Genomic DNA, 24,088 nt, shown 5'->3' with positions numbered 1-24,088 from the left:
GTATCAAAACGACACAGATGGTCTTGGCATGATTTCTGCTTCGTAGGCGTCATCTACGGAGTTCACAATGATCCAGCGCCGCGCTTTCATCGCTTCCCTCGCTGCCTCGGCAGCGGCGGGCCTGCTTGCGCCCCGCGTTTTCGCCGCGCCGCTTGCCAAGATGGCAGGCGCCGAGCTGCGGGGGCCAATCGATGCCGTTGCGCTGAAAACCACGCCGGGAGCGAGCGATTTCAGGAGCGGCAAGCTGCAGGCGATGATCGACAATGCGGCGCGCACCAACATGCCGCTCTTCCTGCCGCCGGGCACATACAACATCTCCAACCTGACGCTGCCTGATAATACCCGCATGACAGGCGTTCCCGGCGCTTCGCGGCTGGTCTATAGCGGCGACGGCCATCTGATGAATGCGGATAGGGCCAAACGCATCGAGCTTTCCGGCCTCGTGCTCGACGGCGGCAACCGCTGGCTTGCCGATTATGCCGGCGGCCTCCTGCAATTTACCGGCGTCGACGAAGTTCTGATCGACAATTGCGAGATATCGGGCAGCCGCAAGCATGCGCTTCAACTGGAGCGCTGCGGCGGCCGGATCGAACGCAGCCGCATCTCCGGCGCCGCCGAGGCCGGTATCTACTCCGTCCAGTCAACGGGATTGACGGTTGCCAGCAACCGCGTCGAGGATTGCGGCAATGGCGGCATCCTCATCCATCGCTGGGACAAAGCCGAAGATGGCAGCACCGTCACCAACAACCGCATTGCCCGCATCCGCGCCAATGGCGGCGGCACCGGCCAGAACGGCAACGGCATCAATGTCTTCCGCGCCGATGGCGTCACGGTTTCGGGCAACCAGGTTACCGATTGCGCCTTCACCGCCATCCGCGCCAACTCAGCATCGAATGTGCAGATCTCGAACAATCAGTGCCTGCGCTCGGGCGAAACCGCCATCTATTGCGAATTCGAGTTCGTCGGCGCCGCGATCAACAACAATCTAGTCGACGGAGCCGCGAACGGCATCTCGGTCACCAACTTCGACAGGGGCGGCAGGCTCGCCTCGGTGACGGGCAATGTCATCCGCAACCTGTCGCTGACGGCACCCTACGCGCAGGATGGCGGCTTTGGCATCGGCATCTCCGCGGAAGCCGATACGCTTGTTGCCGATAATGTCATCGAGAATGCGCCACTCTGGGGCATGCGGCTCGGCTGGGGGCAATATCTCCGCAACGTCGTCGCGACCGGCAATATCATCAGGCACGCCGGCATCGGCTGTGTCGTTTCGGTCGCCGACGGCGCCGGCTCGGCGGTGATTGCGGGCAACCTTTTCCAGGAGATGCAGCAAGCCGCGATCATGGGCTTTCGCTGGGACAAGCCGGCATCCGGCGATCTCATCAAGGGAAGCACGCAGTTCCCGCAACTGACGATCGAAAACAACAGATCGGCTTAACGCATGCCGCGCAAAGGTGCGCAGCGGTTTTGCGATAACGGCATGCGCCTCAAACCGGTCGCCAGCTTGGCTGCCGCTTTTCGAAGAAGGCGGTAATGCCCTCCATCGCCTCCTCGCTCTCCCACGCATCCGCCAATTGCTTGACGACATGATCGATCATGTCGTCGGTGATCGGCCTGCCGACGGAGCGTGCCAGGGCCTTGGCGCGGGCAGCCGCCTGTGGAGACGCCACCAGGAAATGGCGGACCTCGGCCTCCACGGCCTCATCCAGCGCCTCTTCCGCCACGACACGGGACAGGAGACCTGTGGCATGTGCCTGCCACGCATCGATGATCTTGCCGGAGAGGAAGAGCGGGCGGGCATTCGTTTCGCCGATGCGGGCGACGACGTAAGGGCTGATGGTGGCGGGAATGATACCGAGGCGTACCTCCGTCAGGCCAAAGCGGGCTGTCGATGCCGAGATCACCATGTCGCAAACGCTCAGGATGCCGATACCACCGCCAAAAGCGTTGCCCTGGACGCGGGCGATCAGAGGCTTCGGCAACTCGTTCAACGCCTTGAAGAGCATGGCAAGCCGTCGCGCCTCGGCCATGCGCCCGTCCCGCGTGGCGTCGAACTGGGCACGCATCCAGCCGAGATCGCCGCCCGCGCAGAAGCTGGCGCCCTCGCCGCTCAGCACGACGACCCGGACCGACCTGTCGTGAGCAAGATCGTCCGTTGCCGCGGTCAAATCATCGATCATCTCCGCCGACAGCGCATTGTGCTTTTCCGGGCGTGCGAGCGTCAGACGGGCAACACCGCGCTCATCGGTGGCGATGCGGATCGTTTGCGATATCATGGGGCACTCCTGAGGCTGCGGGCAAAGGCGGCGGCGTGGGCAAGCTTGTCCTTATCGAGACCGGTTTCGTAATCCCTCGCCGTCAGATAGTCGTCGACCGAAACCGTATCGACATTGCCCTTGGCGCCGGGAGCGAAGGGGCAACCGCCAAGACCGCCCGCCGACGCATCGAACAACCGCAGGCCGCGCTCCAGAGCGACGCCGATATTCTCGAGCGCCCGTCCGGACGTATCATGAAAATGGCCTGCCAGCGCGGCGGCGGGCAGCTCGCCCAGAACCGCGGCGAGCATCCGGTCGACGGCCTCTGGCGAACCCTTGCCGATCGTGTCGCCGAGGCTGATCTCATAGCAGCCCAGCGCCCGGAGCTGCCAGGCAACGCTGACGACATTCTGCGGCGGCACCGCGCCTTCGTAAGGGCATTCGACGACGCAGCTGACATAGCCGCGCAATGGAACGCCACGATCCCTGCTGGCAGCGGCCACCGGCCGGAAGCGCTCGATGCTCTCGGCGATCGAGCAATTGATGTTGCGCATGGAAAAGGTTTCGGACGCGGAGGCGAAGATCGCGACTTCATCGGCGTCGGCAGCAAGCGCTGCCTCGAAACCCTGCATATTGGGTGCGAGCGCCGCGTAGCTGACACCGGGACGCCGATTTATTCCAGCCATGACGGCAGCGGCATCGGCAAGCTGCGGCACCCATTTCGGGCTGACGAAGCTCGTGACTTCGATGCGCTCGAAGCCGCAATCCGACAGCAGGTCGACCAGCTCGATCTTGCGTGCGGTATCGACCGGCTGTTTCTCATTCTGCAGGCCGTCGCGCGGCGCCATTTCGACGATGGTGACGTGGTTGGAAGGCTGGTCGGTCATGCGACATCCTCTGGTCGAAGCGACAGAAGCACAGCGCTTTCGCTGGTTTGATCGCCCTCGCCGACATGCAGACTTTCGACGATGCCGTCGCGCGCCGCCGTCAGCGTCAGCTCCATCTTCATGGCCTCCATGACGATCAGCGCCTGCCCCTTCGCCACTGTGTCGCCCTCGCGCACGCGGACGATCTTCACGAGGCCCGGCATCGGCGCGATCACGCGATCGCCGCCGGCCACGGTCTCCTCGCCACCATCGAGCGGATCGAGGCGATGGAAATGATACGCATGCCCGTCGAGGAACAACGTCATGCCTGATGTCGTCTCGAAGAGATCGACATGGGACTGCCGACTGTCGATCTCGATGCGTCGGGCAAAGCCCTTCCCTTCGAAGAGGCGGACAAGGAGGGTGCGATCATCAAAGGCAACGCCAAAAAGTGTCAGGCCCTTTGCTGTCACGCGGCAATTTCTCTGACCGCCGGCAAAATGCAGCGTGACGGGACGGTTTGCTTCGCCCCAAAGCTGCCACGCACCGAGCGAATGGGAGAGGTCGTTGCCAGCAACCTGAACAAATCCACCCGCTTCGACAATAGCAGCGATCGCAAGGGCCGTGTCGTCCGGCTGCCGCGCCGAGGTCAGCGCCTCCACGTCCCGATCGATCAATCCCGTATCTGGATGGCCGGCGGCGAAATCCGGCTGGCGGCTAAGACGAATGAGGAAATCGAGATTGGTCGTGGTTCCAGCAACCTGCATCTGCTCCAACCCGCGCGTGAGCTTGGCAAGAGCGGCCGCGCGATCCGGCGCATGCACCGTCAGCTTGGCAATCAGCGGATCGTAATGCGGGGTGATGCCATCGCCTTCGCGCACGCCCGCGTCGATGCGGACATCGCCTTCGGGGAAGCGTAAGTGCGAGAGCGTCCCGGTTGCCGGCAGGAAGCCGCGCGAAGGGTCTTCGGCGTAGATGCGCGCTTCGAAGGCCCAGCCGTTTATGGTGAGTTCGTCCTGGGATTTCGGCAGCGGTTCGCCGCTTGCGACGCGCAACTGCCACTCGACAAGGTCGACGCCGGCGATCGCCTCGGTGACGGGGTGCTCGACCTGCAGGCGGGTGTTCATTTCCATGAAGAAGAAACGATCCGGCGACAGACCGTCAGAGACATCCGCGATGAATTCGACCGTGCCGGCGCCGCGATAATCGATGGCGCGGGCAGCGCGAACGGCCGCTTCGCCCATCGCGCGGCGCATCTCCTCGGTCATGCCGGGCGCTGGCGCCTCCTCGATCACCTTCTGGTGCCGGCGCTGCAGCGAGCAATCGCGCTCGAAGAGATGGACGGCATTGCCAAGGCTGTCACCAAAGACCTGGATCTCGATGTGGCGCGGCTTGATCAGATATTTCTCGATCAGCACGGCATCGTCGCCGAAAGCCGATTTCGCCTCGCGCTTTGCCGCTTCCAGCGAGGCCTCGAACTCCTCCGGCCTGTCGACGCGGCGCATGCCCTTGCCGCCGCCGCCGGCCCGCGCCTTGATGAGGACCGGAAAGCCGATATTGGTTGCCTGCTCGGCCAGAAAGCCGGGTTCCTGACGATCGCCGTGATAGCCGGGCACGACAGGCACTCCCGCCCGCTCCATCAGCGCCTTGGCGGCGTCCTTGAGCCCCATGGCACGGATGGAGGCTGGAGACGGACCGATGAAGATGAGGCCTGCAACCTCGACGGCTTCGGCAAAGTCCGCGTTTTCCGAAAGAAAACCGTAGCCTGGATGGATGGCTTCCGCGCCTGTGCGCTGAGCCGCCGCGATGATCTTTTCCTTCGAGAGATAGCTTTCGCTCGCCGCCGCCGGGCCGATATGAACAGCCTCGTCTGCCTGCGCCACATGCAGGGCATCCCGATCGGCGTCGGAATAGACGGCGACTGTGCGGATGCCGAGGCGCCTTGCCGTGCGGATGACACGGCAGGCGATTTCGCCGCGATTGGCGATCAGTATCTTCGAAAACATCGGCAGACCCTATTGCGCGGCAATGACTTCGACTTCGAGCAGCCAGGCGGTATCGAAAATGCCAGCGATTACGACAGTCATCGCCGGCGTGAGGGGGCCTAGATATTCGGCGCGGATCTCGCGGTTCTCCATCGTATGGTGTCGATCAGCGAGAAAAGTGGTGACCTTGACGATATCGTCCTTGGTCATGCCGGCCGCTTTGAGCTGAGCATCGACATTCAGCCAGGCCTGGCGAGCCTGCGCCTTGAACCCCTCTGGAAGCGTATCGTCCGACGTCATCGGGATCTGGCCGCTGACGAAAAGCAATCGCTCGAAATTCTCAAGCTTTAGGGCTTGGGCATAGCCGCCGCGGGGCTGCGGCGCATTCTTGGCATTGATGGCATCGCGTTTCATCTCCGTCTCCTCACATCCTGAACAGACCGAAGCGTGTGTCTTCGATCGGCGCGTTGAGTGCTGCTGAAAGCGACAGAGCCAGCACATCGCGGCTCTTGCGCGGGTCGATAATACCATCGTCCCAGAGGCGGGCCGAGGCATAGAGGGGATGGCTCTGGGTTTCGAACATCTTGAGCGTCGGCGCCTTGAAGGCGGCCTCTTCTTCTGTCGTCCAGGGCTTGCCGGCACGCGCCAGCGCCTCGCCGCGCACCGTGGCGAGCACACCGGCCGCCTGCTCCCCGCCCATCACCGAAATGCGGCTGTTGGGCCAGGTCCAGAGGAACCGCGGCGAATAAGCGCGGCCGGCCATGCCGTAATTGCCGGCACCAAAGGAGCCGCCGATCAACATGGTGACCTTAGGGACCTTGGTGGTGGCCACAGCTGTCACCAGCTTGGCGCCGTTCTTGGCGATGCCCTCGGTCTCGTATTTGCGACCGACCATGAAGCCGGTGATATTCTGCAGGAAGACCAGCGGGATCTTGCGCTGCGAGCAAAGCTCGACGAAATGCGTGCCCTTCAGCGCCGATTCCGAGAAGAGCACGCCGTTGTTGGCGATAATCCCAACGGGGATACCGTGAATATGGGCGAAGCCGCAGACCAGCGTCGTACCATAGCGCGCCTTGAACTCATCGAGGCGAGAGCCATCCACCATGCGGGCGATGACCTCGCGCACATCATAGGGCGTGCGCAGATCCGAGGGGACGATGCCCAGGATCTCTTCGGGATCGTAGAGCGGCGCTTCCGGCGTGCGAAGCTCGACACCCTCGGGCTTGCGGCGATTGAGGTTGGCGACTGCCTGCCGGGCAAGCGCAAGCGCATGCGCATCGTCGCGCGCCAGATGATCGGCAACGCCGGAAAGGCGCGTGTGAACGTCACCGCCGCCGAGATCCTCGGCAGAGACCACCTCCCCCGTCGCTGCCTTGACCAACGGCGGGCCGGCGAGAAAGATCGTTCCCTGCTTCTCGACGATGATCGTTTCGTCCGACATGGCCGGCACATAGGCGCCACCCGCCGTGCAGGAACCCATGACGACGGCGATCTGCGGAATGCCGGCGGCCGACATATTGGCCTGATTGTAAAAGATGCGGCCGAAGTGATCGCGATCCGGAAACACCTCGTCCTGGTTCGGCAGGTTGGCGCCGCCGGAATCGACGAGATAGATGCAGGGGAGATTGTTCTCCGCTGCAATCTCCTGCGCCCGCAGATGCTTCTTCACCGTAATCGGATAGTAGGTGCCACCTTTGACCGTGGCATCGTTGCAGACGATCATGCAATCGCGGCCGGAAACGCGGCCGATACCGGCGATCAGACCGGCACCCGGCGCATCGCCGCCATAGAGACCATGCGCGGCTGTCGTCCCGATCTCCAGAAAGGGCGTGGCGGGATCGATCAGGCCGGCAACGCGATCGCGCGGCAGCATCTTGCCGCGGCTGACGTGACGCTCGCGCGCCTGGGCGCCGCCGCCTTCCGCCGCCTGCGTCGCAGCCGCCTCAGCGACACCGATCGCCTCCAGCATGGCGGCGCGATTATCGCGGAAGCGATCGCTATGCGTCGATATCTCTGATTTCAGGACGGTCATGCGGCCTCACCGGTCAAGTAAGATGGAATTCAAAATCAACCCGTTTCGCCGAACAGCTCGCGGCCGATCAGCATACGCCGGATTTCGGACGTGCCGGCGCCGATCTCGTAGAGCTTGGCGTCGCGCAGCAGCCTTCCGGCGGGATAATCATTGGTATAGCCATTGCCGCCGAGCGCCTGGATGCATTCGAGCGCCAGCGCCGTCGCCTTCTCGGCGGAATAGAGAATACAGCCGGCGGCATCCTTGCGGGTCGTCTCGCCGCGATCGCAGGCGGCGGCCACCGCATAGACATAGGCGCGCGACGCATTCATCGTCACATACATGTCGGCAAGCTTGCCCTGCATCAGCTGGAATTCGCCGATCGACTGGCCGAACTGCTTGCGCTCATGCATGTAAGGCAGCACCACGTCCATGCAGGCAGCCATGATGCCGACGGGGCCACCCGAGAGCACGACGCGCTCATAGTCTAGACCCGACATCAGCACGCGGACGCCGCCATCGACCTGACCCAGAACATTCTCCTCGGGAACCTCGCAGTCCATGAAGATCAGTTCCGAGGTGTTGGAACCACGCATGCCGAGCTTGTCGAGCTTCTGTCCGACGGAAAACCCTTTGAAGCCCTTTTCGACGAGGAAGGCAGTGATCCCGCGCGGGCCGGCATCCGGCGAGGTCTTCGCGTAGACGACGAGGACATCTGCATCGGGACCGTTTGTGATCCACATCTTGCTGCCGTTGAGCACATAGTGCGAGCCGCGTTTTGTGGCATGCAGTTTCATGGAGACGACATCGGAACCGGCTCCGGGTTCCGACATGGCCAGAGCGCCGACATGCTCGCCTGAAATCAGCTTCGGCAGGTAGCGCTCCTTCTGCGCCGTCGTGCCGTTGCGATGGATCTGGTTGACGCAGAGATTGGAATGAGCGCCGTAGCTGAGGCCGACAGAAGCCGAAGCGCGGCTGATTTCTTCCATGGCAACGGTGTGGGCGAGATAGCCAAGCCCGGCGCCGCCGAAATCCTCGGCAACGGTGATCCCGAGCAGACCTAGATCGCCCATCTCCCGCCACAGATGCATCGGGAAGCTGTTGTTGCGATCAATCTCGTCGGCAAATGGCGCGATGCGGTTGGTGGCAAAACGGCGCACCTGCTCACGCAGCGCGTCGATGTCCTCTCCGAGCGCGAAGTTCAATCCCCCTTCAAACATCCAGCTTCTCCTCCCGGCCTTCCCGATCAACCGATCCTTGTGAATTATATCTCTTTATACTCGCTTCAAGCATCCGCCGCAGCCGTTATGCGGCGTTGGCCGGCACATGCTGCTTTACCTGCGGCGCCTCATACGTCTTGAGCTTGTCTGCGATCCTCGCCATGATTTTCCGGGCAGCCTCCTCCTTGACCGTTCCGAAGCCTCTTATCTCATCAAACAGCGAGAGGATGGCAAGGGCTTCGGCCTCGTTGTCGCGGCGCAGGCCGGCAAGCACGCGCTTGGCGATCCTTTCGTAATCGGCAATCAGGCGACGCTCCATCCGGCGTTCCGCCGTATAGCCGAAGGGATCGAGGGCGGTGCCGCGCAGCCGCTTCATCGACGCAAGAATGCGCAGCAGCGGTAGTATCCAGGCGCCGAATTCGCGCTTCCTCGGCCGGCCGTTCGGATCCCTGCCGCCAAGGGTGGGCGGAGCAAGATTGAAGGCCAGCTTGAAGTCGCCTTCCATCTCCTCTCGCAGCTGCGCCTCGAAAGCAGGATCCGTAAGAAGACGAGCGACCTCATATTCATCCTTGTAGGCCAGAACCCGCGCATAGGTGACGGCGACGGCAAAAGGCACCTTGTCCGAAAGCCGCTCCCTTGTCGCCAAGGCGTTGGCATGGGCGACGAAGGCGGCATAGCGCTCGGCAAGAGCCGGATTCTGGTAGGCTGTCAGATGCGCCTTGCGGTGTCTGACAAGCTCCTCAAGGCTCATCTCCGCCAGCGTCTTGCCCGCTTCCGGCTCAGCCATCATGGCGTAGACGGCCCGCGGATCATGCGCCAGAAGCCTGCCCCAATGGAAGGCGGAGAGGCTTGGCTTGACGGCGACGCCGTTGAGTTCGATCGCCCTTTCGATCGCCTCCAGCGACAGCGGCAGCAGGCCGCGTTGCCAGGCAAAGCCGGTCAGCAGAATATTGGTCGATATGGCATCGCCGGTTACTTCGGTCACGACATGGCCGAAATCGAGGAAGACGGAGCTGTCGCTCACGGTCTTGGCGATCGTGTGCTGGGTCGAGCCGGTCTTGAAATCGAAATCGCGGTTGCGGACAAAATCGGCGACCGGCATCAGGCCGGTGTTGACGATGGCCGTCGTCCGCGCCGAAGAGCAGAGCGTGATCGCATCCTTGGACGCGCCCACGACCTCATCCGCAGCAAACAGCAAATCAGCGCCGCCGTTGACGATGCGCGAGGATGTGACGTCGGCCTGGTTGAGACCAATGCGCAGATGGCTCATGACGGCGCCGCCCTTCTGGGCAAGGCCTGCCATGTCGAGGATCATCGGCACCTTGCCATCGAGATGCGCGGCCATGCCGAGAATGGCGCCAATGGTCAGGATACCGGTGCCGCCGACGCCGGCAATGGCGATGTTCCAGGGCCGATCGGCGATGACGGGGATTTCCGGCATCGGCACAGCAATATCCGCATGGTCCAGCGCCTTCCGCTTGCGGCGCTTGCCGCCATGAACGGTCACGAAGGATGGGCAGAAACCCTTGACGCAGGAAAAGTCCTTGTTGCAGCTCGACTGGTTGATCTGGCGCTTGCGGCCAAACTCAGTCTCCAGCGGCTCGATCGAAATGCAGTTGGATTGCACCGAGCAATCGCCGCAGCCCTCGCAGACAGCCTTGTTGATGAAGACTCGCTTGGCCGGATCTTCCATCAAGCCACGGCTGCGGCGACGGCGTTTCTCGGCCGCGCAGGTCTGGACATAGACGATCGCCGAACAGCCCGCGGTCTCGCGCAGCGTCAGCATCACCTGATCGATATGGTCGCGATGCAGCACCTTGACGCCAGGCGCCAGTTCGGACGCGCGATAGGCATCGGGATTGTCAGACAGAAGATAGATCGGCCTGACGCCCTCATCATGCAGTTGCTTCGTCACCAACTGCGGCGTCAGATGGCCGTCGATCTGCTGGCCGCCGGTCATGGCCACCGCATCGTTGTAGAGCAGCTTGTAGGTGACATTGACCTTGGCGGCGACGGACTGACGGACGGCGAGAATGCCGGAATGGAAATAGGTGCCGTCGCCAAGATTGACGAACATGTGCTTCTCGTCGGTGTAACGGGCGATCGCCGTCCAAGGTACGCCTTCGCCACCCATCTGCGTGAAGGTCTCGGTGCTGCGGTCCATCCAGGTGGCCATATAGTGGCAGCCGATACCGGCGCTAGCGCGGCTGCCTTCCGGAACGCGGGTAGAGGTATTGTGCGGACAGCCGGAACAGAAGAAGGGCGTACGGTTCAGCGGCGCCACATGGCTTCGGCTGATCTGGCCGCGCTCGGCGAGATAGGCGAGCTTGGCGGCGATGCGATCATGCAAGCCCTGATCGAGGTCGAGCTTGACGATGCGTCCCGCAATCGCTCTCGCGACCGCGCCGACGGTCAATGCCGAAGACAGGCTGAGATAGGGCTTGTCGTGCTCGTCGAACTTGCCGACGATGCGCGGGCGAACATCGGCGCGCCAGTTGAATAGCTGCTGCTTGATCTGGTTTTCGATGATCTCGCGCCGTTCTTCGACGACAAGCACTTCGTCAAGTCCTTCGGAGAAATGCCGCACGGCTTCCGGCTCCAGCGGCCAGGGCATGCGCACCTTCAGGATGCGCAGGCCGATCGCGGCCATTTCCCTCGGCCCGATCTCGAGCTCGCGCAGCGCCTGCAACACATCCTCATAGGCCTTGCCCGAGGAGATGATACCGAAGCGGGCATTGGGCACGTCGTGGGTGATTTCATCGACACGATTGGCGCGGGCAAAGGCGATGGCGGCATAGGCCTTGTAATTCTGCAGGCGATCGTCCTGCATCAGCGGCGGATCGGGCCAGCGCAGGTTGAGACCACCGGGAGGCATCTCAAAATCACCTGGCAGGACGAATTGACGTCTTTCCCCCGAGAGGTCAACGGCTGCCGTCGTCTCGACTGTATCGGCGATGAATTTCATGCCGACCCAGCAGCCGGAGTAGCGCGACATGGCAATGCCGAGCAGGCCGTATTCGAGGAATTCATGGATGGATGAGGGATAGATGACCGGCATGACCGCCGACATGAATTCGTGGTCGGTCTGATGCGGCATGGTCGAGGATTTGGCGGAGTGATCGTCGCCGGCAAAGCAGAGGACGCCACCATGCTTGGAGGTGCCGGCGGCATTGCCGTGCTTCAGCACGTCGCCGGAGCGATCGACGCCGGGGCCTTTGCCGTACCAGATGCCGAGCACGCCATCCTTGCGCGCGCCCGGGGAAAGGCCGACCTGCTGCGAGCCCCAGACAGCGGTGGCGGCAAGGTCTTCGTTGATACCTGGCTGGAAGGTAACGTCATGCGCGTCGAGGTAAGTCCGCGCTTTCAGAAGCTGCTGGTCGTAGCCACCCAGCGGCGAACCGCGATAACCGGAAATGAAGGCTGCCGTGTTGAGCCCCGCTGCGCGGTCGCGGCGCATCTGCGTCATGGGCAGCCGCACCAGCGCCTGCAGGCCGGTCATGAAAACGCAGCCTTCTTCAGCGGTGTATTTGTCGTCCAGCGATACACTGGTTGCAAGCATCTGCTCTCCTCCCGAGATCGCAGTCACCGATTGCGCATGTATTCTCGCCGGATGTCTCCTACCGCATCCGATGAAAACCGTGATCGAACCCTAACATGCGGCCACGCTAATTTCCGAACGAAGGCTGGGCATCGGCCGCATGTTTTGCAAAAAATTCGGGAGGTGCCCGATATTTTCGTGCTTGCAACGTGCCTATCATCCGCCCTCGTGGTTCGAGGCTCCGGCTCCTTCGACAAGCTCAGGAGTCTGCGCACCTCACCATGAGGGCTGACCTTTCGCGCCCAGCCGCCGCAACGTCGACATTTCGCGGCAAATCGCGTGGCCTGCTCCGCCTCATCCTGAGGAGCGTAGCGCCCTGAGCTTGCCGAAGGGTCGAAGCCTCGAAGGACGAGGTGGCCCGGATGCCCGCATCCATCACAAGCTTTCATCAATATATCAGCGGCAGGGCCTTTGACTCCTGTCGTGAGCCTCATAATGTCGCGCCGACCCGAATATAGGAGGCATTCATGCTGACGATCTATGGCGTCTATCGCTCGCGCGCTTCGCGCAATTACTGGATGGCGAAGGAGCTCGGCATCGAGTTCGAATCCGTGTCGGTGATCCAGGCCAGCCGGCTTGCCAATCCACTCGCCGCCGATGCGCCGATCAACACCCTGTCGCCGGAGTTTCTGGCCGTCAATCCGATGGGCATGATCCCCTGTATCAAGGACGGCGATCTCGCCATGCACGAGTCGCTTGCCATCAATCTCTACCTCGCGCGCAAATATGGCGGGCCGCTGGCCGGCAAGACCGCCGAGGAGGAAGGGCTGATGGCGATGTGGACCATGTGGGCCGCGACCGAAGTCGAGCCCTACAGCGTCGCACTCGTCCGCATCTATGACAATGCCCAGGAAAACAGTGAGCAGGGCAAGGCCGGAATTGCGGTCGCCTGCCGATCGCTCAAGAAGCCGCTCGACGTACTGGAGAAGCATCTGCAAAATCAGGATTATCTCATCGGCAATCGCTTCACCGTCGCTGACTTGAATCTCGCTGAAGTGATGCGCTACGCCCAGACCGAACAGGAGTTGTTCGATATCCGCCCGAAGATGAAAGCCTGGATCGAGCGCTGCCAGTCGCGCGACGCCTACAAGGCCATGCAGGCGACCCGCGGCCAGGAACCGGCCTGACAGATCCTATTGGAAGAGACGCATGCTCTCTTCCATCTCCTCGCGTATCCAGGCCTTGAAGGCGGAGACCTTCTTCGGCTCGCGCACGCCTGCGGCCGTGACGAAATAATGGCCGAAGCCCGTCTTTGCGCGGATACCGAAGGGATCGACCAGACATTTCTGCTGAAGGGCATAGGCCGCCAGCGTTTGCCAGGCGAGCATCACCCCCTGCCCGGCTATGGCCGCATCCAGACAGAGCGACGCATCGTTGAAGATGTGCCGCTCTTCCATGCAATGGCCCGAGATCCCGGCCTTGCGCAGCCAGACTTCCCAACCGAACATCGCGTGTCCGTCGATGACCGCAGGAACTTTCAGGAGATCGGCGGGCTCCCGGAGCGTGGCGGCGATCCTCGGCGTGACGACCGGGAACACCTCCTGCGCCAGTAGCAGCTCGGACTTGACGCCCGGCCACTGCCCGCCGCCGACCCGAATGCCGATATCAACATCCGAGCTCGCCGGGTTGACCAGCCGTGTGGTGGCATCGATGCGCAGGCGAATATCCGGATGACGGCTGGCAAAGCGATCGAGCCGATACACCAGCCAGCGGGCCGCAAAGACCGGCGCAACCGAAATGGTGAGGATATTCTCATCCTCGTGTTGGGCAAGTGCGATTGCCGCCGAAAGCGCCTGAAAACCTTCGCCAAGCCTCGTCAACACCGTCAGTCCCGATGCCGTCACCATCATGCCCTTGGGCGTGCGTTCGAACAGCGGGCGCCCGAGCTGCGCCTCCGCCTTGATGACCTGCTGGCTGACCGCTCCAACCGTTACACCAAGTTCGTCGGCTGCCGCCTGCAGCGAGCCGAGCCGGCCAACGGCCTCAACGGCGCGAAGACCATTCAGATGAACATTGTTGAGGTTTCTCATTATAGAATATCTATATCAGTATCCCGTCATTCTCAATTGCATAAGAGGAGAATACGCGCGATTATTGCAGCATGGAATTGAAAGACGCCGCCACTCTGCCGGCTGATGCCCCTATGGTTGCATCAATGCGGAGATCCAAGGAGGCATCACATGTCGATCCTGAAGCTTTTCTTTAGTCATCTGCTGGAAGACGATCGCGAGCGGGAAAGCGATCCGCTGCAGCACCCTACGCTCGCCGCGATGTCGCTTGAAGAACTGGCCGACCTGCCGCTGATGCCAGAAAATCTGGGGCGGCCCATGGACAAACGGACCGTTCAGCCGGAAGAATGCGCGTAAGAGAGACATGCTCCACACGCGCAAACATGACATCGACCATCGATATGGACGTCATCGCCGAACGATTGCAGCGGCTTATAGCTCAAGCTCGGCTGCCGGCGATTGAACCTGGCCTGCATTACGGCCTGCCCGCCTTCAAGGTCGGCGGCAAAGCCTTTGTTACAGTAAAGAACAACGAAACCATCGTGCTGTCGCTGCCGATCGATCGCAAGGAGCAGCTGATGGAAATGGCGCCAGAAATCTATTTCCAGACGGGTCACTATGTCGGCTGGCCTTCGCTACCCCTGCGCATCGCTGCGATCAGCGACGAGGAGTTGGAGCGGCGCTTGATCGAGGCGTGGCGATACCGCGCCCCGAAAAAGCTTCTGGCGACATTTAGCCGGATATGATCAACCCTTCTCGACGGCAAGCGCCCTCTGGACAGCGGGACGCTCATGCATGCGCGCATAATGGTCGCTCACCTTCGCGAACTGGCTGCGATCGACGCCATCTCCCGGCAGCCACGTCTCCATAGTGAAGAGATAGCCGTCGGCAATGGTATATTGCTCGCCCATTACCCAGGGGCCTTTCAGCATCTTGTCTTCGATCAAGGCGAAAGCCTCGGTCATGGTCTGCGGCACTTTGGCTTTCATCGTCTCGATGGCTGCAGCATCGTCGGTCCAGCGATAGCCGCGACCCTTGTGCGAATGGTTCACATGAACGGTGGAGGCGATGTAGCCGTTGAAGGACTGCATCTGCGCGAATTCGAAGGGATCGTCGAGCGGCGCCAGCTTTGCGGCCGGCGCGATCTGGGCGACATAGGCCATGATCGCGATGTTCTCGGTTATGACGCCTCGATCGGTCACCAGCGCCGGAACCCGACCCTTGGGGTTGATGGCCAGATAATCCGGCTGGCGCTGATCGCCATTGGCGAGGTTGAGGCGTCGGTGTTCGTAAGCAAGACCCGACTCTTCCAGGGCGATGAGACTGGCGAGTGCGCAGCTTCCGGGCGCAAAATAGAATGTCAGCATGTTCCGTTCCTCGATTGAATTCCCCCAGGAAGCTAAAGCGAACCCAGCCAATACGGAAGTGGCTGATGCTGATGGGCGCTACAAAAGGTTTTGATCGGTCGCGCCGATATGCCCATCCCCCGATGCCGCATGCTCCTTCCCCGAGGGGAGAAGGAGCATGCGGCAACGATCTGCGCGTCTAGGCGCAGCCGGGCACGTCTTCCAGTCTGTACCAGACCGGAATGCCGCGCTCGCGGGCGATGCGGACATCATTGTCGGCGCCCTTGGAATCGCCAGGCAATCTCAGGACACCTTCACAAAGCTGCAGCAGACGGCTGGCCGTCGGATGAAAGATCTCCTCATAGAGATCATCGCCGATGCTCCTGCCGCCAGCGGCGTGCCAGACCGGCAAGGCAACCCATTCGCCGATCATTGGAAGATGCCCGGCCTTGAACAGTGCGTAGGACGGCTCTTCGAGGCGCTTGAGGTTCTCGGCCATCTTCTTCGGATCATCGCCGGTGCCGGAGCGATAGGGTCCGGCAATCAGGATCAACATGTCATGTCTCCATTTTTCTAACTCCTGCTTCCTGCAGGAATTTGCACGAATATGCGCATATTTTCTTGAATGTCGAATCTATTCTGATAAATTCGTGATTATTCGTGAGATATCGTGCAGAGATCGACATGCTGACCAGTCAACGCAAAGCCCTCATCCTCGACAGATTGCGTCGGGACGGCCAGGTGATCGCCAAGGCACTGGCCGACGATCTCGGCCTTTCCGAAGACACGATCCGCAGGGATCTGCGAGAGATGGCGGCAGAGAAGCTGCTGAAGCGCGTGCATGGCGGCGCGCTGCCGCTTTCGCCGGAGCTGCCGGATTTTACGGCGCGGCAGGCGGTTTCATCCGATGCGAAGCGGCGGCTAGGCGCCTATGCGGCCAACATGATCCGGCCAGGCCAGACCGTGTTCCTCGACGGCGGTACGACGAATGCGGAGATCACCCGCCAGCTGCCGAAGGATCTCGCCGTCACCATCGTCACCCACAGCCCGACGATCGCCGGCGAACTGGAACATCATCCCCTGGCCGAGGTGATCCTGATCGGCGGCAAGCTCTACAAGCATTCGATGGTGGCGACTGGTGCCGTCGCCATGGCGGCTATCGCCTCCATAAGGGCCGATATCTTCTTTCTGGGCGTCACGGCCATCCATCCGGCTCGCGGCTTTTCGACCGGCGATTTCGAGGAGGCGGCCATCAAGCGGCATATCGCGCAGTGTTCAGCCGAAACCTACGTATTGACGACAGCTGAGAAGCTCGATGCTGCCTCGCCATGCCAGATCCTGCCTTTGGGGAGCATTTCCGGTCTGATCGTGCCGTCGGATGTTCCGGACGAAAGTCTGGCCCCTTACCGGGACACCGACATGCCGATCTTCCTGGCCTAAGACCGCCAGGCACCAACAGACAAAACAAGATCCACACCGCGATCTGCAGCGTCGTCATCATGATGCGGTCGAAGATTGATCCTATGCCGGCACGATATCGGCCTGCCTTGTTGTCATCGCCGATCAGGCCTACCTCAATATGTCCAAGAGGTTATGATCGACCATGAACGAACGCCGCATCCACCAGCTTTTCGAAATCAGCGTCTTGTTGAAGGGCGCGCATGCCCTGATCGAATGTCTTGGCGGCCTTGTGCTGGCGCTGATCAGCACGGACTCCATCCTGCGTCTTGCAAACAGGATTGCGCAGCCCGAGCTGCTCAACGATCCGCATGATTTCATCGCGACGCATCTGCTGACATGGGCGCAGGATTTCTCCGTCGGCACCAAGAACTTCTATGCCTACTACCTGCTGAGCCATGGGCTGGTGAAGGTGCTGCTGGTTATCGGCCTGCTCCGGGGCAAGATGTGGGCCTATCCGGCATCGCTGGTGGCACTCGGGCTTTTCATCGCCTACCAACTTTACCGCTTCACCGACACGCATGGCATCGGGCTCATCATCCTCACCATATTCGATCTCGTGGTCATGATCCTGATCTGGCAGGAATATAAGGTCGTTCGGCAACATCTGCCTGCGCGACAGGTCTGAGGCTGAAGCAAGAAGCGGCGTTATGCCGTCAGGACGGCCGTCGGCCTGATATCGCCGACATGGATGCCGTTCCAGTTCTTGAACGATCTGTCGGCTATCGCCATGAGGCCGGCATGAACCGCGCTCTCCTTCTCGAAGAAACGGGCCAGCGTTGCCGCTACCATGACCTCCGCCGCGCGAGTGGTGCCATCGTCGCATTTGAGTGCGATGGCGATGCCCTGTTCGGGGATTGCGGCGCAGAACACGCCTTCGGCGCCGGTCTTGGCGAAGATACGGCCGGGAGCGATCTGCATGAGCTTGGTGCAGGCGCGATCGGTGCCGGCAACGTAAAAGGGTTCGGCCATGCAGGCCTCGAACAGCCGGCGCGATGCCTTGGCGCGCAGCGGCTCCAGCCCGGTGCCGGTCGCCATTTTGGCAAAGCCATGGGCCAGTCCCTTGAGCGGCACGGCATAGGTCGGGATCGAGCAACCGTCCGTGCCGCAATTGTCATGGGCAAGGACCGCGCCGGCCAGGCTCTGCATGGTATCGCGGATCTGCTGCTGCAGCGGGTGATCGTAGCCGACATAGCCAGCGGGATCGATGTCCTGATGGCAGCAAGCGCAGACGAAGCCGGCATGCTTGCCGGAGCAATTGTTATGCAATGCCGTCGGCATATCGATGGTACGGGCCTGATGGATTATTGTCTTCTGATCGAAGGACCAATGCGCGCCGCATTCGAGCGTACCGACATCGCGGCCAGCGCGCGCCAGCATCGAAGCGGCCAGCGCAACATGCTCATCCTCGCCATTGTGGGAGGAACAGGCGAGCGCCAATTCCTTGTTGCCGAAGCCATAAGCGTCCGCAGCACCGCTTTCGACCAACGGCAAAGCCTGTATCGCCTTGCAGGCCGAGCGCGGAAAGACACCGCTTTCGATATCGCCAAGCGAGAAGACCAGCTTGCCATCGCCATCGACCACGACGACAGAACCGCGATGGCGGCTTTCGACCAGATTGCCACGGGTGACTTCGACGCAGACGGGATTGGACATGACGGGATGCAGCCTTTGATTTGCGGGAGGCCAGTGATAGCCGCTGTGCCTGCGATTGCCAATCGCCGGAATGCCCGCTGTCATCAAAAGCTTATCGCTCAGGCGGCCGCCCGAATCCGGTAGGCGCAACGCCTCGCGCCGAGAAGGATATGTTCTTCCCGCTCCACCCGCGCACCGAGCGCCGCGCGGAAGGTTTCCAGCTCTGAACGGCAGAAGCCGGAACAAGCGCATGCGGCAGCGCAGATGGGGCAGTGATTTTCGACCAGCATGAGCGAGCCATCATCGTCCTGCCAGTGATCGGCCATGTAGCCTTCCTGCGTGCGGATGGCAGCGAGGCTTGCGACGCGCGATGGCAGATCCGCCGTCAAGTCGATCTCGCTGCGATAGCGCTGAAGCGTATCCGCCTCGCGAGCGGAAATAACGGTATCAAGGGCGCCCTGCCCAAGCTGGCTGACCATGGTCGCAAGCAGCGTCGCGGTCAGATCCGCATGGCCATCCGGAAATTGCCGGTTGCCGGCGGTCGTCAAGTGCCAGAATTGGCGTGGCCTGCCCCGGCCGGCGGCAGCCTCGGCCACCGGCTCGACCAACCCCTCCTCCGCCATCTTCGTCAACTGCTGACGGGCCGCCTCCGACGATATGCCGAGCGCTTCGCCGATGGCTGCCGCCAGTTGCGGCCCGTCGGTTTTCAACAGGATCAGGATTCGATTGGCGGGTGACTGACGCATTTTTCCAAGTTTTCTCTTGTTTTAATCCGATGGCCATGTAATTTTCCAAATTATAACTTGGAAAATAATCAACCGCTAGGGAAAATACCGAGGATCGTCCGATGTCCAGCATCGAAACCATTGCCCCCACTCAGTCCTCCTCCGTCTTCACATTGTTCTCGCCAAAACTCTTGCCGGCAACGCTGATGCTTGGCGGCGGCGTCACGCTTTATGCCGTCGAATCCTACATCACGGCGACGATCGCGCCTTCGATCGTCCGGGACATCGGCGGCCTCGAACTGTTCTCATGGATGACGACGCTCTTCGTCGCCGCTGGTGTGCTTGGATCGATTACCGTTGCAACCCGGCCAAAAGGCATGGGCCTGCGTGCCGTCTACGTCGTGGCGGCGCTCACTTTCGGCGCCGGCAGCCTGGTATGCGCCATCGCGCCGACCATGCCGGTGTTGCTCGTCGGGCGTGCGGTTCAGGGTTACGGCTCCGGCATGCTGTCCGGCCTTGCCTATGCGTTCATCCGCTTCATCTATCCCCAACCCCTGTGGCGCAGGGCGTCCACACTCTACGCCGCCATATGGGGTGTGGCGACGGTACTTGGACCGACCCTCGGCGGCCTCTTCGCCGCCGGAGGCGCCTGGCGGGAGGCCTTCGTCATTCTGGTGCCACTGGCTGTCATCATGGCGTTTTCGGCCCGCCGGTTGCTGCCCGATGTTGCGGATGATCGGATCGACACCAGAACGCCGCTGCTCCAGATCATATTGCTGCTCGCCGCAGTCCTCTTCGTCAGCATTGCCGGCACGATCGAACAAGGGGCCTACAAGGCCGTGCTGATCGCGGTTTCGGCCGCTCTCGTTGCAGCGATGGTGCTGATCGAGCGCAGGAGCGAGGTGCGCCTCCTTCCCTATGGGGCCGTCATGCTCGGCAATCCGATCGCGCGGCTCTACCTGACGATATTCACGATGATGCTTGTGCTGACGAGCGACATCTACATTCCCTATTTCCTGCAGACGCTCCACGGCGTGACGCCACTGATCTCGGGCTATCTCGTCGCGCTTGTCGCGCTCGGCTGGACCACCGCGGCCTTCTTCAGCGCTTCGTTCACGGGCCGGCAGGCAGCCATCGCCATCGTGACCGGCTGCATTCTTGAAACCGCAGCCACGGCATCGCTGATCCCGTTCCTGGCGACCGCGACGCCCTTCACCGCACTCGCGGAATTTGCGCCGGCTGTTATCGCCATGTTCCTGATGGGCTTCGGCGTCGGCCTGGGATGGGCTCACCTCGTAACCAGGATCATCGGCATCGCCAGGAAAGCCGATGAGGACAAGGCCTCGGCCGCCATTTCGATGACGCAGTCGCTTGGCGGCGCATTCGGCGCGGCCCTTGCCGGCGTCATCGTCAACAGCGCGGGCCTCACCCATCCAGGCGGCATTGCCGGCGGCCTTTCGGCTGCAAATTGGCTCTACACGCTGATGGCGATACCAGGCCTGCTCGCCATCATCCTGTCCTTCACGATCAAGCCAGCGTCAGCATGATCTTGCCGATGTGGTCGCTGGTTTCCATCAACCGATGCGCTTCGACCACATCGTCAAAGGAGAAGGTCCGATAAATGACCGGGGCGACGGTGCCCTGGTCGAGCAACGGCCAGACCTGGGAAAGAAGATCGTCGCGGATGGCCCGCTTTTCCTCCGCCGTGCGTGGACGCATCGTCGATCCGGTTACCGTCAGGCGTTTGACCATGATCGGCAACAGATTGGCGTTGTCTACCGTCGCGCCGCCGAGGAAAGCGATGATCGAGAGGCATCCGTCGCGGGCAAGCGAGGCCAGGTTCTTTTCGAAATAGGCTGCGCCGATCATGTCGAGGACGACGTCGACGCCATGTTCCGTCTCGGCCTTGATGACCTCGGCGAAATCTTCTTCCTTGTAGTTTATGGCCCGCTTGGCACCCAGTTTTTCGCAGGCTTCGCATTTTTCCTTCGATCCGGCTGTTGCATAGACCGTAGCGCCGAAGGCGCGGGCGAGCTGGATCGCCGTCGTGCCAATGCCGCTGGAACCACCATGGATCAGCACGCTTTCACCCTCGGTGAGGCCGGCCATCTGAAAGAGATTGGCCCAGACCGTGAAGAAAGTCTCAGGGACGGCGGCGGCCCGCACGGCGTCATAGCCATTCGGAAACCGCAGCGCCTGACCGGCTGGAAGGACGCAATATTCGGCATAGCCGCCGCCGTTGGCGAGGCCGCAGACCTTGTTGCCGATCGCAAACTCCGTCACGCCGGGCGCGACGTCGACCACTTCGCCTGATATCTCCAACCCCAGGATCGGGCTTGCATCCTTCGGCGGTGGATAGGTGCCCTGGCGTTGCGCCACATCCGGCCGATTGACGCCGGCGGCCTCGACGCGGACCAGGATCTCACCCGGCTTCAAGACCGGCAAGGGCCTGTGGGCGATGGTCATGACCTCAGGTCCGCCAAAGGACGGCAAATCCACGAAACGCATTTCAGACGGCAAGGGCATGGCGCTATCTCCTCTCCCAGCAAAGCAGTGGAGATAGTTTAGCGCAGGGCGCTTGAAAAGGAGCGAGTGCTGGAGGGCGTCAATTCGTCTCGGCCAAGCCGAGGAATGCGACGCCAATGGCGCTTTCCTTTGCCTTCGCCTTGATGCCGGCAATGGAGGTGCTGACGCGGTTGATGTTGTCGATCACCAGCCCCTCCGGCAGCTGCAGGATGCCGATCGAGCAGCGCATCAGCGGAAACTCTGCCTCGGCACCGCCGCGGTCATGACCGCGAATGCGGCCGGCTGCGCGATCTTCCGCCGAGTAGAATTCGAGGACATCGGCATGGAAATCGGCCAGCAGCCGGTCCAGAACCTCGCGAAGCTCCTGCATGCTCCATCCGGTGACGCCGATGAAGAAATCGTCGCCGCCGACATGGCCGAGGAAATGGCCTTCGGCAAAGAAATAGCGGCGCATCAGAGCCGCAAACAGCGAGATGGCATGGTCGCCGAGATGGAAGCCATAGGCATCGTTGAACGGCTTGAAATTGTCGAAGTCGCAATAGCAGAAATGCCTGATCTCATCGCCATCGCGGCCGGCGCTCTGCATGAAATCATGGATTGCCCTGTTGCCGGGAAGACCGGTCAGCGGGTTCTGGTCCTGGGCGATCTTGAGCTGCTTCTCGTTGATGACCTTGATGAGCGAGGCGGCCGAGACGATGCCGGCATAATGCGTGCCTTCGGTCACGATCAGGCAATCGCTGCTTTCCATATTGGCAAAGATCGTCATCAGCGTGTCGGCATCGGAATCGAGGCCGACGATCGGCGCCATCTCGACGAAATGCGAGATCGAACGCTCATAGACCTTGTTTTTCAACAGGTCGCGGCCGAAGGGCTGATAGATATATTCCTTGAGCTGATACTCGTGGATGATCCCGCGCGGCTCGTCATTGGCGTTGACGACCGGGAAATAGGCGCGGCGCGGATTGCGGCGGAAGAGTTCGAAGACGCTGTCGATGCTGTCGCTTTCGCGGATGGTCGGCAGGACTTCGATCTGCTTGCGGATGAGAATTTCGTCGAGCGACTGGCTGTTGCGCACCGTCTTGCCGAGATCCTGCAGATGCGGAAAGCTCTGCTTCAGCTCGTTGACCAAAACAGTCGGGCGAGCAATGAACCAGCCCTGGACAAGATCGACGCCGAATTCGCGGCAGGTCAGGAACTCCGCCTCCGTCTCGATACCCTCGGCGATGACGCGCGTGCCGAGGACATGGGCGATATTGACGAGATTTCTGAGAATATGCCGCTTGCGGGCGCTGCGGTCGATATCGACGATGAAATGCCGGTCGATCTTGAGATAGTCGACCGGATAATCGGACAGCAGCTTCATTTCCCCGTGACCGACCCCGAAATCGTCGATCGCCAACTTGAAACCGGCATTGCGCATCTTGGCGACCAGCGCCGAGAACTCGGGCACGATGGTATTGTCGAAGCGTTCGGAAAACTCGAAACAGACGGAGGACGGGGCGATACCGGCCTTCCTCATATGCTGCAGCAGGCCGTCAACCAAGGCGGCGCCTTGCGCAATCAGCCGAACATCCAGATTGAGGAAAAGAGTTGTAGCGGCGATGTTGGGCAGAGTAGCAAACTTCGCAAGTGCGCGACTCGTGACCATCTGCTCCAGCCCGAAAAGCTGGCCGCTTCGCTCGGCTTCGTCGAGTATCTCGACAGGGCTGCCGAAGCCGATGCGTTCCTGACCGCGCATCAGGGATTCATAGCCGAAAACCGCGCCGGTGCCGGCCTCCACGATCGGCTGAAATGCGTTTTCTATGACGAGCTTGGCGAGGGTGACGATCTGGTCGCTGGCATATCGGCGCAATACGCCCGGTTCGACTGCGGCAGTCACGGACATGCCCATCTCCACTTGCGGATTCTAATCTAATTTATTTAAGTAAAACTTTGGATTTACCGCGTTTACAACCCAAGATGCGCCATAAAGCGTCAACGAAACCTTTCCCCTATGTGAAAGTTTGATGAATGGTAAAGCAATATTAACCATTCGCCGGAGCGCAAAACCAACACATGGCCGCCGAGCGGCTGCCGTGATAAGTGGGGGGTTCTGTGCTAATTACTCGAGTGCCGCTCCGCCTCGTAGTCGGCAAACATATCGGCGACACAGCGGCCGCTCTTTGCCGTCTCGCCGCCATCATTGGCGGCACGCGGCACCTCGCAAATGTCACCGCGCTTGCGGGCGGCATCCCACATGCGAAGAGCTTCCCGCACGACTTCGCTGCTCGATGCATAGGTGCCGGTGTCGACCGCTGCGCGGATGCCGGCAGCCTGAAGCGGAGAGATGGAAACCGTTACCATCGGCATGATATTCCTCCCTTGACGTCGTTACGCGGAAATTTCTCTGGAAGCATGTTCCGCGGCTTCAACCAGTTTCTTCGGGCATGTCCCTGGACATGCGTACTTCCAGAC

At 61.4% G+C, this 24,088-nt stretch carries 22 protein-coding genes; 7 read left to right on the top strand and 15 right to left on the bottom strand.

What is annotated here, in order from left to right; all coding sequences use genetic code 11:
• Positions 1 to 67 precede the first annotated feature (67 nt).
• A complete protein-coding gene (locus GA0061100_RS06680; protein ID WP_075851982.1) occupies positions 68 to 1,438 on the top strand; it encodes a TIGR03808 family TAT-translocated repetitive protein in 1,371 nt (456 codons plus the stop codon).
• 49 nt (positions 1,439 to 1,487) lie between these two features.
• Here the strand turns inward: GA0061100_RS06680 and GA0061100_RS06675 are convergent, their stop codons facing one another.
• The 7 genes from GA0061100_RS06675 to GA0061100_RS06645 all read right to left on the bottom strand — a co-directional run bounded on the left by GA0061100_RS06675 (position 1,488) and on the right by GA0061100_RS06645 (position 11,896).
• A complete protein-coding gene (locus GA0061100_RS06675) occupies positions 1,488 to 2,276 on the bottom strand; it encodes a crotonase/enoyl-CoA hydratase family protein (protein ID WP_075851981.1) in 789 nt (262 codons plus the stop codon).
• Complete coding sequence (locus GA0061100_RS06670; RefSeq protein ID WP_075851980.1) at positions 2,273 to 3,142, bottom strand: hydroxymethylglutaryl-CoA lyase; 870 nt, start codon at positions 3,140 to 3,142, stop codon at positions 2,273 to 2,275. Before GA0061100_RS06670 ends, GA0061100_RS06675 begins: the two co-directional genes overlap by 4 nt.
• Positions 3,139 to 5,127, bottom strand: coding sequence for an acetyl/propionyl/methylcrotonyl-CoA carboxylase subunit alpha (locus tag GA0061100_RS06665; RefSeq protein WP_075851979.1), 1,989 nt, complete (start codon positions 5,125 to 5,127; stop codon positions 3,139 to 3,141). Before GA0061100_RS06665 ends, GA0061100_RS06670 begins: the two co-directional genes overlap by 4 nt.
• Positions 5,128 to 5,136: 9 nt before the next feature.
• Positions 5,137 to 5,520: a RidA family protein gene (locus GA0061100_RS06660; RefSeq protein WP_075851978.1), complete on the bottom strand. Its 384-nt coding sequence runs from the start codon at positions 5,518 to 5,520 to the stop codon at positions 5,137 to 5,139.
• A 10-nt stretch (positions 5,521 to 5,530) separates the two neighbouring features.
• Positions 5,531 to 7,138 (bottom strand): carboxyl transferase domain-containing protein, encoded by a 1,608-nt coding sequence (locus GA0061100_RS06655; protein WP_075851977.1) that lies wholly within the window; start codon positions 7,136 to 7,138, stop codon positions 5,531 to 5,533.
• A 35-nt stretch (positions 7,139 to 7,173) separates the two neighbouring features.
• Positions 7,174 to 8,337, bottom strand: coding sequence for an isovaleryl-CoA dehydrogenase (locus GA0061100_RS06650; protein WP_075851976.1), 1,164 nt, complete (start codon positions 8,335 to 8,337; stop codon positions 7,174 to 7,176).
• A gap of 85 nt (positions 8,338 to 8,422) precedes the next feature.
• The gene (locus tag GA0061100_RS06645; RefSeq protein ID WP_075851975.1) at positions 8,423 to 11,896 is read right to left on the bottom strand and encodes an indolepyruvate ferredoxin oxidoreductase family protein; all 3,474 of its coding nucleotides are present in this window, start codon (positions 11,894 to 11,896) and stop codon (positions 8,423 to 8,425) included.
• Between the two features lie 506 nt (positions 11,897 to 12,402).
• Between GA0061100_RS06645 and GA0061100_RS06640 the strand changes: the two genes are divergently transcribed.
• Positions 12,403 to 13,062, top strand: coding sequence for a glutathione S-transferase family protein (locus tag GA0061100_RS06640; RefSeq protein WP_075851974.1), 660 nt, complete (start codon positions 12,403 to 12,405; stop codon positions 13,060 to 13,062).
• Positions 13,063 to 13,068: 6 nt separating this feature from the next.
• On the opposite strand, the gene GA0061100_RS06635 is transcribed toward GA0061100_RS06640, so the two are convergent.
• Positions 13,069 to 13,965, bottom strand: a complete 897-nt coding sequence (locus GA0061100_RS06635; RefSeq protein ID WP_075851973.1) for a LysR substrate-binding domain-containing protein — start codon at positions 13,963 to 13,965, stop codon at positions 13,069 to 13,071.
• Positions 13,966 to 14,115: 150 nt separating this feature from the next.
• Between GA0061100_RS06635 and GA0061100_RS06630 the strand changes: the two genes are divergently transcribed.
• Together GA0061100_RS06630 and GA0061100_RS06625 are read left to right on the top strand one after the other, a co-directional pair.
• A complete protein-coding gene (locus GA0061100_RS06630) occupies positions 14,116 to 14,301 on the top strand; it encodes a hypothetical protein (protein WP_075851972.1) in 186 nt (61 codons plus the stop codon).
• 26 nt (positions 14,302 to 14,327) lie between these two features.
• Positions 14,328 to 14,690, top strand: coding sequence for an MmcQ/YjbR family DNA-binding protein (locus GA0061100_RS06625; protein ID WP_075851971.1), 363 nt, complete (start codon positions 14,328 to 14,330; stop codon positions 14,688 to 14,690).
• Here GA0061100_RS06625 and GA0061100_RS06620 read toward each other — a convergent pair whose 3' ends face one another.
• The gene (locus tag GA0061100_RS06620) at positions 14,691 to 15,311 is read right to left on the bottom strand and encodes a glutathione S-transferase family protein (protein ID WP_075851970.1); all 621 of its coding nucleotides are present in this window, start codon (positions 15,309 to 15,311) and stop codon (positions 14,691 to 14,693) included.
• Between the two features lie 178 nt (positions 15,312 to 15,489).
• On the bottom strand, positions 15,490 to 15,846 hold the full coding sequence (locus tag GA0061100_RS06615; protein ID WP_075851969.1) for a DUF4406 domain-containing protein: 357 nt from the start codon (positions 15,844 to 15,846) through the stop codon (positions 15,490 to 15,492).
• A 128-nt stretch (positions 15,847 to 15,974) separates the two neighbouring features.
• On the opposite strand from GA0061100_RS06615, the gene GA0061100_RS06610 reads away from it, so the two are divergent.
• Both GA0061100_RS06610 and GA0061100_RS06605 read left to right on the top strand, forming a co-directional pair.
• Positions 15,975 to 16,730 carry a DeoR/GlpR family DNA-binding transcription regulator gene (locus GA0061100_RS06610; RefSeq protein WP_075851968.1) on the top strand — a complete coding sequence of 252 codons (756 nt, stop codon included), beginning with the start codon at positions 15,975 to 15,977 and terminating at the stop codon, positions 16,728 to 16,730.
• Positions 16,731 to 16,893: 163 nt separating this feature from the next.
• Positions 16,894 to 17,376 carry a DUF2127 domain-containing protein gene (locus GA0061100_RS06605; protein ID WP_075851967.1) on the top strand — a complete coding sequence of 161 codons (483 nt, stop codon included), beginning with the start codon at positions 16,894 to 16,896 and terminating at the stop codon, positions 17,374 to 17,376.
• Positions 17,377 to 17,396: 20 nt separating this feature from the next.
• Here the strand turns inward: GA0061100_RS06605 and GA0061100_RS06600 are convergent, their stop codons facing one another.
• Together GA0061100_RS06600 and GA0061100_RS06595 are read right to left on the bottom strand one after the other, a co-directional pair.
• Complete coding sequence (locus GA0061100_RS06600; RefSeq protein WP_075852606.1) at positions 17,397 to 18,404, bottom strand: asparaginase; 1,008 nt, start codon at positions 18,402 to 18,404, stop codon at positions 17,397 to 17,399.
• A 98-nt stretch (positions 18,405 to 18,502) separates the two neighbouring features.
• Positions 18,503 to 19,129, bottom strand: a complete 627-nt coding sequence (locus GA0061100_RS06595) for a helix-turn-helix transcriptional regulator (RefSeq protein WP_075851966.1) — start codon at positions 19,127 to 19,129, stop codon at positions 18,503 to 18,505.
• A 101-nt stretch (positions 19,130 to 19,230) separates the two neighbouring features.
• On the opposite strand from GA0061100_RS06595, the gene GA0061100_RS06590 reads away from it, so the two are divergent.
• On the top strand, positions 19,231 to 20,655 hold the full coding sequence (locus tag GA0061100_RS06590; RefSeq protein ID WP_075851965.1) for an MFS transporter: 1,425 nt from the start codon (positions 19,231 to 19,233) through the stop codon (positions 20,653 to 20,655).
• On the opposite strand, the gene GA0061100_RS06585 is transcribed toward GA0061100_RS06590, so the two are convergent.
• The 3 genes from GA0061100_RS06585 to GA0061100_RS06575 form a co-directional block, all read right to left on the bottom strand.
• A complete protein-coding gene (locus GA0061100_RS06585; protein WP_075851964.1) occupies positions 20,636 to 21,634 on the bottom strand; it encodes an NAD(P)H-quinone oxidoreductase in 999 nt (332 codons plus the stop codon). The two genes, GA0061100_RS06590 and GA0061100_RS06585, sit on opposite strands and share 20 nt — an antisense overlap.
• A 79-nt stretch (positions 21,635 to 21,713) precedes the next feature.
• Positions 21,714 to 23,519 (bottom strand): GGDEF domain-containing protein, encoded by a 1,806-nt coding sequence (locus GA0061100_RS06580; protein ID WP_075851963.1) that lies wholly within the window; start codon positions 23,517 to 23,519, stop codon positions 21,714 to 21,716.
• 212 nt (positions 23,520 to 23,731) lie between these two features.
• Positions 23,732 to 23,983, bottom strand: coding sequence for a ribbon-helix-helix domain-containing protein (locus tag GA0061100_RS06575; RefSeq protein WP_075851962.1), 252 nt, complete (start codon positions 23,981 to 23,983; stop codon positions 23,732 to 23,734).
• Between the last annotated feature and the right edge of the window lie 105 nt (positions 23,984 to 24,088).

This window comes from Martinezella hainanensis, from assembly GCF_900094555.1.
GTDB classification, from domain to species: Bacteria; Pseudomonadota; Alphaproteobacteria; order Rhizobiales; family Rhizobiaceae; genus Rhizobium; species Rhizobium hainanense.
This window is presented reverse-complemented; position numbering and strand designations above follow the sequence as displayed.